The following is a 7,413-nucleotide window of genomic DNA, read 5'->3' on the forward strand; positions in this document are numbered from 1 at the left end:
GTCGGCCATGGGCAGCAGCCGGCAGTCCCAGCCGGCACGCCGGGCTCCAGCGGCCACGGCGGCGGCCACCTCCGTCGCCGTGGCCGAACCGCGGAACTTGTCCGGCGCCGCCAACACGTGCAGTCGACTCATCACAGCCTCCAGGAAGAGTGGTTGCGCCGATCGTAGGGGGCGGTGTCAGACCTCGGTCCTAGCGTCTGGACCAGCGCCGACACACCGCGAGGTGTCGCGACGCCGAGACGACCGAGGTCCACCGACCCAACCAGAGAAGGAGCCCGACATGCTGGTCGACTGCCAGACCTGCCCCGTGAGGGACGTCCGCTGCGGTGAGTGCATGGTGACGGCGCTGCTGGAGCCCGTGTCGGCGGAGCTGCCGCTCGACTCCGCCGAGCTGGCCGCGGTCTCGACGTTCGTCGACGTGGGGCTCGTGTCCGCCGCCGAGGCGTCCGGGCTGAGCGCCCGCCGCGAGCCGTGGGACCGGTTCCGGGCGGTGGGGTGACTCACCTCCGCCGAGGCGGTCGCGCGCCTGCACGAAGCCGTTCAGCGTCGTCTCCTGCAGCGGACGCCTAGCATGACGCCGTGACTGTGGCCAGGCGTGCTGCGACCGCGCTGGTCGCGCTCTGCCTGGCCCCGATGCTCCTGCTGGTTCCCGGCACAGGGGATGGCACGGCCAGCGGGCCGGCCCAGCACCAGCCCCGACCGGGTCGGTCCGCGCCGAACCCGGTGGCTCCCTCACTCCTGAGCCACGCCGGCTCCATTCCCTCCGTGGCTGCGCCGACTCCGCAGGCAACCGCCGGCCGCACCGCCTCCACGGTTCGTGGCAGCTGGTCGAGCGCGTTGGTGGAGCTGCCCGTGGCAGGCGGCTCCGCGGAGCCCGAAAGCCGGGTGCGTTCCCTGCTGCAGCGCCGGGAAGCCGCCATCCGGGCGCAGGATCGTGCCGCCTGGCTGGCGACCGTCGGTCCGACATCGCCCCAGGGCATGCCTGGTGCCGCCCGCCAGGGCATCGCAGACCAGCAGGCCGCCGTCTTCGACCGGATCGTGCAGCTGCCGCTCACCCTCTTCCGTTACGACTCGGCCAGGCTGCTCCGACCCCGTGCCACCGAGCGAGGGCCCGGCCCGGCCGCGTCGACCGGGTCGACGGGATCCACCGGTTCGAGCGGGGCGACCGCCGCCGGGAGGGTCGTCGAGGTGCGGGGGACGTATGCGCTCGGCCGCTTCGGGGGACCGCGCACCTTCCGGGAGCGTTTCGTGCTCGGCCGCCCGGTCGGTGGTGCCGGGGGCCCGGCGCTCCTGCCCCTGCCGGACGGAAGCCGTTCGCCCCGCGTCTCGGTGCCGTGGGACCTGCCCGGCATGCGGGTGGTCCGCGGCCATTCCAGCCTGGTGGTGGGCAACGCCGCGCTCCGCCGGTTGCGAGGCTACGCGCGGCTCGCGGACCGGGCGGTGCAGCTCGTAGACCGCCAGTGGGGCACCGATTGGAGCCGCGCACCGGTGCTCATCGTCCCGGCCACCGCCGAGCAGTATGCCGGTCTGACCGGGCAGACGACGTCGGCAGCCACGACCAGCCAGGTCGCAGCAGTGACGACCGGTCCGATCGATGCCGACGGCCGGGCGAGCGCTGACCAGGTCGTGGTGCGTCCGGCCACCTGGTCGGAGCTGACAGCGCAGGGCCGGGCCGCGGTGGTGACCCACGAGGTCACACACGTGGCCACCAGGGCCAGCACCACTGCGCCCGTCCCGCTCTGGTTGTCGGAGGGGCTGGCCGACTACCTCGCCTACCGCGCGGTCGCGTTGCCGCCTGAGGCGATCGCCGCCGACCTGCTGGACAGGGTCCGGTCCGGTGTCGGACCCATCGGAGTGCCACCCGACTCCGCGTTCGGCGCAGGCGTCCGCGACCTCGCCGCGAGCTACCAGGCCGCGTGGCTGCTGTGTCGCCACATCGCGACGACGCACGGCGAGGCGGCACTGCTGCGGCTCTACCGCACCGTCGCGGCCGGCACCCCCGTGCGGCGCGCGGTGCCCGAGATGCTGGGCGTCGACGAGGACCAGCTGACTGCGGCGTGGCTCACCGACCTGCACCGGCTGTCCCACTAATTGCTGGGGTTCGGCGTCGCCGACGACGCCGAACCCCAGCAACTGAGCGCAGCAGTCAGCGTGAGCGCTTGCCCTTCTCCCGCAGCCGGACCGTGGTGGAGCGCCCGTCCGGCAGGGTCTGCCGCTCGACCTCGAAGAGCCCGATCGCCGTCACCAGGTCGACCAGCTTCGAGTAGCGCCAGTTGCGTGGGTCGAAGTCGGGCGCCTGCTTGGCGATGTGCGAACCGACGGAGCCGAGATCGGCCCAGCCCTCGTCGTCCGAGGCCGCCTCGACCCCGGAACGGACGAGCGTGACGAGTCGGGCGTCCGCCTTGAGCTCCTTGCTCGTGGGCTTGGCGCCCGCCGCGTGCTCCTGCGACTCGGGCTCGACGTCGGCGGCGGACGCGGAGCGAAGGACGTCCATGTAGACAAACCGGTCGCAGGCCGACACGAAGGCCTGCGGCGTCTTGCGCTCGCCGAAGCCGTAGACCGTCACCCCCGACTCCCGCAGCCGCGAGGCCAGCCGGGTGAAGTCGCTGTCCGACGACACGAGGCAGAACCCGTCGAAGCGGTCGGTGTAGAGCAGGTCCATCGCGTCGATGATCATCGCGCTGTCGGTCGCGTTCTTGCCCTTGGTGTAGCCGAACTGCTGGATCGGCTGGATCGCGTGGACGTTCGCCGCGTCCTTCCAGCCCTTGAGGTTCGGCGTCGTCCAGTCGCCGTAGACGCGCTTCACCGACGCCACGCCATACTTCGCGATCTCGTCCACCAGGGCACTGGCCACGCTCGGCTGCGCGTTGTCGGCGTCGATCAGCACCGCGAGCTTGGGGGAGTCGCTGGGGGTGGGCACGGTCGCCTCCGGGGAGCTGGGACGCGGTGGCCGGGGGGCACACCGGTGCAGGCAGCGTAGCGATCGCCGATCGCTGGGCCGGAACCGGTCACACGGCAAAACCCGTGGCGGCACTGCCGTCGAGCGCCCTACCGTTGTGGTCATGAAGGTCTTCGTGCACGCTGCCGCGACCGTTCGAGCCGCCCGCTCGTCGGTCGCCGCCTGCTGACCTTCTCCACCTGTCACCTCGGCGAACCGGATCGGATCGCCGAGGTCGCCACGGGATCAGTGGTGTCCGCGAGGTCCGCTCCTCGCCCCAAGCAAAGGCCACCACCATGGACACAGATCAGATCCGTATGACGTTCGTCGACTTCTACCGCGAACGCGGACATCAGCCGCTCCCGGGCAGCACCCTTGTCCCGCCTCCGGGAGACCCGGTGCTGTTCACCACGTCGGGAATGCACCCGCTGACGCCCTACCTGGAGGGCCGCCCGCACCCGCAGGGGCCCAGGCTCGTCAATGTGCAGCGGTGCCTGCGCACCACCGACCTCGAGGAAGTTGGCGACTCCCGCCACCTGACGGTCTTCGAGATGATGGGGTCGTGGTCGCTGGACGACTACTCCGGGCCGCAGAGCGTGCGGTGGGGCCACGAGCTGCTTTGCGAGCGCTTCGGGCTCGACCCCGCTCTGCTGCACGTCACGGTGTTCGGCGGTGACGGGCTGGTCGGCCCCGACACCGAGTCGTGGCGGGTCTGGGAGGAGCTCGGCGTGCCCGTCGAGCCGACCCGTGAGGACAACTGGTGGTCGAGCGGGGCCACCGGACCGTGCGGGCCGGACACGGAGGTGTTCGTCTGGACCGGCAACGGCCCGCCGCGTGGTACCCCGACGACGGACGACCGGTGGGTCGAGGTCTGGAACCACGTCCTGATGCGCTACCGCCGCCGCGGCGACGGACAGCTCGAGTCGCTGGAGCGACCGAGCGTCGACACCGGCATGGGGCTCGAACGGCTCGCGATGGTGCTGCAGGGCCGCGAATCCGTATACGAGACCGACCTGCTCGAGCCGTGGGTCAGCACGGTGCAGGGGCTGTGGCCGGTCGGTTCCTCGTTGCGTCTGGTCTGTGACCACCTGCGCTCGGCGGTCGTGGTGGTCGGCGACGGAGTCAGGCCGTCCTCCTCGGGCCGCGGCTACGTGCTGCGCCGCCTGTTGCGTCGCGTCCTGACCCGGCTGTGGCGGCAGGACCGGTCGCACACCTTGTCGGACTTGCCCGAAACGCTGATCGAGGTGACGCTGCAGCACTTCGGCCAACCGGTCGAGGGCCAGCAGGTCGACGCGCGCGTCGTGCGCCGGCTGCTGATGGACGAGCAGGACCGGTTCGACCGCCTCCTGCGACGCGGTCGGTCGGTGGTGTCGCGATATCGCTCACGCGGTGAGCTGACCGAGCGAGACCTGTTCGAGCTGCACGACACCCACGGGCTGCCGCGCGACCTGGTGCTCGGGGTGCTGTCGGAGTCGGAGGCGGAGCACGAGTCGGGTCGTGAGCAGCTGCCTGGGCAGGACCACCGTCAGGGCTTGGGACCGGCGTAGAGCTGCTCCACGTCCTTCGCGAAGTCCTTCATGACGACCGAGCGCTTGAGCTTCAGCGAGGGCGTGAGGTAGCCGTTCTCCTCGGTGAAGTCGCCGGCGAGGATACGGAAGGTGCGGATCGACTCCGCCCTGCTGACCGCCTTGTTGGCCTGGTCGACCGCCTGCTGGACCTGTTCGTGGACGGCCTCCTGGGTCCGGGCCAGGTCGAACGGGACGTCCTCGAGACCATGGTTCTTCGACCAGGTCGGCCACATCTCCTCGTCCAGCGTGATCAGCGCGGCGATGAACGGCTTCTGGTCGCCCACCACCATGCACTGGGAGATGAGGGGGTGGGCCCGCAGACCGTCCTCGAGGGCGGCGGGCGCGACGTTCTTGCCGCCGGCGGTGACCAGTAGCTCCTTCTTGCGTCCGGTGATCCGCAGGAAGCCGTCCTCGTCGAGGCTTCCGAGGTCACCGGTGTGGAACCAGCCGTCCTGCATCGCGTCCACCGTCGCCTGCTCCTCGCCGCGGTAGGAGGCGAAGACACCCACGCCCTTGAGCAGCACCTCACCGTCGTCGGCGATCCGGACGCCCGCACCGGGCAGCGGCGGTCCCACCGTGCCGATCTTGATCAGGTCCGGCGTGTTCACGGTGGCCGGCGCGGTGGTCTCGGTCAGTCCGTAACCCTCGAGGATGGTCAGCCCGATGCCACGGAAGAAGTGACCCAGGCGAGGCCCGAGTGGAGCACCGCCGGACACGGCATACTGCACCTTGCCGCCCATCGCGGCGCGCAGCTTGCCGTAGACGAGCCGGTCGAAGACCGCGTGCCTGGCCCGCAAGGCGACCCCGGGTCCTCCGCGATCGAGCGCCTCGCTGTAGGCGATCGCGGTGTCGGCCGCGACGGCGAAGATCTTGCCCTTGCCCTCGGCCGTGGTGTTCTGCTCGGCACTGTTGTAGACCTTCTCGAAGACGCGGGGCACCGCGAGGATGAAGGTCGGCCGGAAGCTGGCGAAGTCGGCCATCAGGTTCTTGATGTCGGAGGAGTGCCCCATCCGGGCCCCGGCGGCCACGCAGAGCACCTCGATGAACCGGGCGAACACGTGGGCCAGGGGCAGGAACAGCAGCGTGCTGGCGTCCTGGGCCCGGACCACCTCCGCCAGGCGCTCCACCGTGTTCTCGGTGAGGCCCATGAAGTTCTGGTGGGTCAGCTGGCAGCCCTTCGGGCGCCCGGTCGTCCCAGAGGTGTAGATGATCGTCGCGATCGAGTCGCGGTCGAGCCTCTCGCGGCGCGAGTCCAGCTGCTCGTCGGTGATGTCCGACCCGAGCATCGCCACCTCGTCCAGGCCGCCGGAGTCGACCTGCCAGACGTCGCGCAGGCCGGGCAGGTCCTCCCTCGCCTCGGCGAGGATCGCAGCGTGGGCGGTCGTCTCGAGCACGATCGCCGCCGCCCCGGAGTCCTCCAGGATCCATTTCACCTGCTCGACCGACGACGTCTCGTAGATCGGGACCGGCACGAGGCCGGCGGTCCAGGCGGCGAAGTCGGCGAGCGTCCACTCGTAACGCGTCTTGCTCATGATCGCGACGCGGTCGCCCACCTCGAGGCCGGCCGCCACGAACCCCTTGGCGAGCGCGCGGACCTCACCGTGGAACTGGGCGCTGGTGACATCGCTCCAGCCGGCACCATCGCGGCGGGCGAAGGCGACGCGATCCGGGTGCTCGCGGGCGTCGCGCTCGGCCAGGTCGGACAGCGTGCCCTCGCGGGTGGGGGTCACGAGCGGGGCGACGACTCGTTCCATCGACGTGACCTCCTCGTGCCTGCGGTGGGCGGTGAGCCACCCACATCCTAGGGACCGGTGGCTCGGTCCCGGCCGGGCAGGCATCCAGCGGTGCGGCGGTGTCCGGTGACCGAGACGAGGCTGGGCCGCGGCTGGTCCGGTCGGGGCGCCCGCGAGCCGGGCCGCACGCTACCCTTCGGCGCATGGCCGATCGCACCGAGTCCAGCATCGTCATCGACGCCGCTCCGGGAGTCGTGCTCGACATCATCGCCGACTTCGAGCACTACCCGGAGTGGGCCAGCGAGGTCAAGCAGACGCGGGTGCTCGCCGAGGACGGCGACGGGTGGGCGGACCAGGTCGAGTTCACCCTCGACGCCGGAGCCATCAAGGACACCTACGTCCTCGACTACGACTGGGACGTCGACGAAAGCGGCGAGGGCGCCGTCTCGTGGACCTTGGTGTCGGCCCAGGTGCTCAAGGCGCTCAACGGTTCCTACACGCTCGGCGCCGTCGGTGACGGCACGCACCTGACCTACCGGCTCGCGGTCGATGTGAAGATCCCGATGATCGGGATGCTCAAGCGCAAGGCCGAGAAGGTCATCATCGGCACCGCCCTCCAGGAGCTCAAGAAGCGGGCCGAGGGCTGAGCACGCCCGTGCGGGTCATCCTCTTCACCGGCAAGGGAGGCGTCGGCAAGACCACGACGGCTGCCGCGACCGCAGTGCGTGCGGCACGCGACGGGGTCAAGACGCTGGTGATGTCGACCGACCCGGCGCACTCCATCGGCGACGCCCTCGAGATCGGCCTGGACGGTCCCGAGTCTCCGACACAGGTCGAGCCGGGACTCTTCGCCATGCACGTGGATGCGGAGCGCGTGGCCCGGGAGTCGTGGCGCGGGGTGCAGGCCTACCTGGTGCGCGTCCTGGACGGTCTCGGCATGGACCCCGTGATGGCGGAAGAGGTCGCGTCCCTGCCGGGCGCGCCGGAGGTCGTCGCACTGCTCGAGCTGCGCGAGCAGGTGGTGTCCGGCCCGTGGGACCTCGTGGTCGTCGACTGCGCCCCGACGGCCGAGACGCTGCGACTGCTCTCCCTGCCGGAGGCGCTCGCCTGGCACCTCGAACGGCTGGCGCCGGCGAGTCGCGGCTTTTGGCGGGCGCTGCGGCCGGCCGCAGCT

At 71.1% G+C, this 7,413-nt stretch carries 8 protein-coding genes; 5 read left to right on the forward strand and 3 right to left on the reverse strand.

The window, feature by feature from the left end; all coding sequences use genetic code 11:
* On the reverse strand, window positions 1–132 hold a 132-nt coding region (locus FRW57_RS14440), incomplete at its 3' end, for a glycerate kinase (RefSeq protein WP_203230341.1).
* A 148-nt stretch (window positions 133–280) separates the two neighbouring features.
* Between FRW57_RS14440 and FRW57_RS14445 the strand changes: the two genes are divergently transcribed.
* Together FRW57_RS14445 and FRW57_RS14450 are read left to right on the forward strand one after the other, a co-directional pair.
* A complete protein-coding gene (locus FRW57_RS14445; RefSeq protein ID WP_137121027.1) occupies window positions 281–499 on the forward strand; it encodes a hypothetical protein in 219 nt (72 codons plus the stop codon).
* Between the two features lie 266 nt (window positions 500–765).
* Window positions 766–2,091 (forward strand): gluzincin family metallopeptidase, encoded by a 1,326-nt coding sequence (locus FRW57_RS14450; RefSeq protein WP_152186319.1) that lies wholly within the window; start codon window positions 766–768, stop codon window positions 2,089–2,091.
* 55 nt (window positions 2,092–2,146) lie between these two features.
* On the opposite strand, the gene FRW57_RS14455 is transcribed toward FRW57_RS14450, so the two are convergent.
* Window positions 2,147–2,920: an NYN domain-containing protein gene (locus tag FRW57_RS14455; protein ID WP_238384595.1), complete on the reverse strand. Its 774-nt coding sequence runs from the start codon at window positions 2,918–2,920 to the stop codon at window positions 2,147–2,149.
* A 314-nt stretch (window positions 2,921–3,234) separates the two neighbouring features.
* On the opposite strand from FRW57_RS14455, the gene FRW57_RS14460 reads away from it, so the two are divergent.
* A complete protein-coding gene (locus FRW57_RS14460; protein WP_137121030.1) occupies window positions 3,235–4,485 on the forward strand; it encodes an alanine--tRNA ligase-related protein in 1,251 nt (416 codons plus the stop codon).
* Here FRW57_RS14460 and FRW57_RS14465 read toward each other — a convergent pair.
* A complete protein-coding gene (locus FRW57_RS14465; RefSeq protein ID WP_152186320.1) occupies window positions 4,464–6,260 on the reverse strand; it encodes an AMP-dependent synthetase/ligase in 1,797 nt (598 codons plus the stop codon). The two genes, FRW57_RS14460 and FRW57_RS14465, sit on opposite strands and share 22 nt — an antisense overlap.
* Before the next feature lie 182 nt (window positions 6,261–6,442).
* Between FRW57_RS14465 and FRW57_RS14470 the strand changes: the two genes are divergently transcribed.
* Both FRW57_RS14470 and FRW57_RS14475 read left to right on the forward strand, forming a co-directional pair.
* The gene (locus tag FRW57_RS14470) at window positions 6,443–6,886 is read left to right on the forward strand and encodes an SRPBCC family protein (RefSeq protein WP_137121032.1); all 444 of its coding nucleotides are present in this window, start codon (window positions 6,443–6,445) and stop codon (window positions 6,884–6,886) included.
* An 8-nt stretch (window positions 6,887–6,894) separates the two neighbouring features.
* A partial coding sequence (locus FRW57_RS14475) for an ArsA family ATPase (protein WP_152186321.1) occupies window positions 6,895–7,413 on the forward strand: 519 nt, incomplete at its 3' end.

The organism is Segeticoccus rhizosphaerae, assembly GCF_009192725.1.
In the GTDB taxonomy this organism is placed as follows: domain Bacteria; phylum Actinomycetota; class Actinomycetes; order Actinomycetales; family Dermatophilaceae; genus Segeticoccus; species Segeticoccus rhizosphaerae.

What these genes read in the sequence shown, in the direction of transcription:
- FRW57_RS14465 (WP_152186320.1), bottom strand. Translation starts at nt 6,260, where the DNA reads ATGGAACGAGTCGTCGCCCCGCTCGTGACCCCCACCCGCGAGGGCACG.
- FRW57_RS14445 (WP_137121027.1), top strand. Translation starts at nt 281, where the DNA reads ATGCTGGTCGACTGCCAGACCTGCCCCGTGAGGGACGTCCGCTGCGGT.
- FRW57_RS14470 (WP_137121032.1), top strand. Translation starts at nt 6,443, where the DNA reads ATGGCCGATCGCACCGAGTCCAGCATCGTCATCGACGCCGCTCCGGGA.
- FRW57_RS14460 (WP_137121030.1), top strand. Translation starts at nt 3,235, where the DNA reads ATGGACACAGATCAGATCCGTATGACGTTCGTCGACTTCTACCGCGAA.